2 protein-coding genes are annotated in these 1,256 nt (G+C 72.2%); both read right to left on the bottom strand.

Going from position 1 to position 1,256, the window contains the following annotated elements; all coding sequences use genetic code 11:
• The coding region (locus tag NQ160_RS23930; RefSeq protein WP_257517473.1) for a hypothetical protein at positions 1-297 on the bottom strand (297 nt) is incomplete at its 3' end.
• A gap of 2 nt (positions 298-299) precedes the next feature.
• The coding region (locus NQ160_RS23925) for a polysaccharide pyruvyl transferase family protein (RefSeq protein ID WP_257517472.1) at positions 300-1,256 on the bottom strand (957 nt) is incomplete at its 5' end.

The following is a 1,256-nucleotide window of genomic DNA, read 5'->3' as shown; positions in this document are numbered from 1 at the left end:
CGGACGCACGATCCGCTCGGCCTGGGCATCGAGGGCGTCGGGGTCGTACCGCCAGCGAGGGCCGTCGAAGGTCCTTCCGGCGCGGGCGGCGGCACCAAGCCGCAGCAGGTCGCGGACGGCGGCGACGACCGTCTCGCGTTCGGGCACATCGAGGGGGGCGAGTTCGACGCTGATGCGCACCCCGTCCGACAGCAGGTCCCTGCCCTGCACCCGCCCCGATGTCTCGACCCGACGTGCCGCGCGGCGCGGCGTGCGCTCCGGCACCGCGCCGGCCTCCTCATCACGTGCGATGACCATTCTCAGACCATCTCCAGGGCCGTCTGCAGATCGGGGGCGAACTCCAGCGGCAGTTCGAGGTCCGCCAGCCACGTCGCGGCGTAGCTCGTGAGCTTGCCGTTGGCGTTGTCGATCGCGATGACCCGCCGGCCCATCTGCAGCGCGATCAGCATGGCGTGGAGGCGATCGGTGACGATCGTCTCGCCGGGGGCGAGGAGGGCAACGCCCGTTGCCAGGCGCGCGGCGGCATCGGCGAACCAGCGGTCGGTGGTGCGGTTCATCCCGCGGGTCACGGCACCTTCGACGACGGTGCGGCGCGCGCGGCGGCGGAGGCGATCGGCGAAGGTCATCGCCGGCCAGTCCACGGCTTCGGCCCCGGTGCCCGGCGGCAGAGCGCTCTCATCGTCTCGGCGCAGCAGCTGGACCACCGGGCGCGTCGGGGCGGCGGCGTGAAGTCGCCCCAGCATGTGCACGCTGTCCGGCGCCAGCGTCACATCGGCGACGAGGTCGCGCACCGCCGCGAGCGAGGCGGTGTCGCGCACCGCCAGGCGCAGCTGCGGCCGCGACGCCATGCGGCTGGCGAACTGCGTGCGGTCCGATGCCGCGGCGAAGTGCACCGACTGCGGCTCCTGGATCAGCAGCGTCTCGTCGCGCAGTCGCTCGGCCAGGCGGTAGCGGTGCTCGCTGTGCTGGGGGTAGAGCCCGCCGAAGTTCCCGCCGCCTTGGATGACCACGGTCGTGTGCGAGTCGTAGACCTTCGGCGAGATCGTGCGCCAGGAGTAGGTCGCCTCCACCTGGATGCCGGCACGGCGCCAGAACTCCGCCTGACCGAGCGCGATCACCGAGTCGCCGATGTTCTCGTAGTCGGGAAAGTCGGTCAGCACCAGCGACTCCACGCCGCGGTGCAGCTGCGTGAGCGCGTCGAAGGAGCGACGCTGCATCTCGTCGATGAAGTGCCCGCCGGTGTGCGGGCGGGGTTC

The organism is Microbacterium sp. zg.Y909 (genome assembly GCF_024626565.1).
This window is presented reverse-complemented; position numbering and strand designations above follow the sequence as displayed.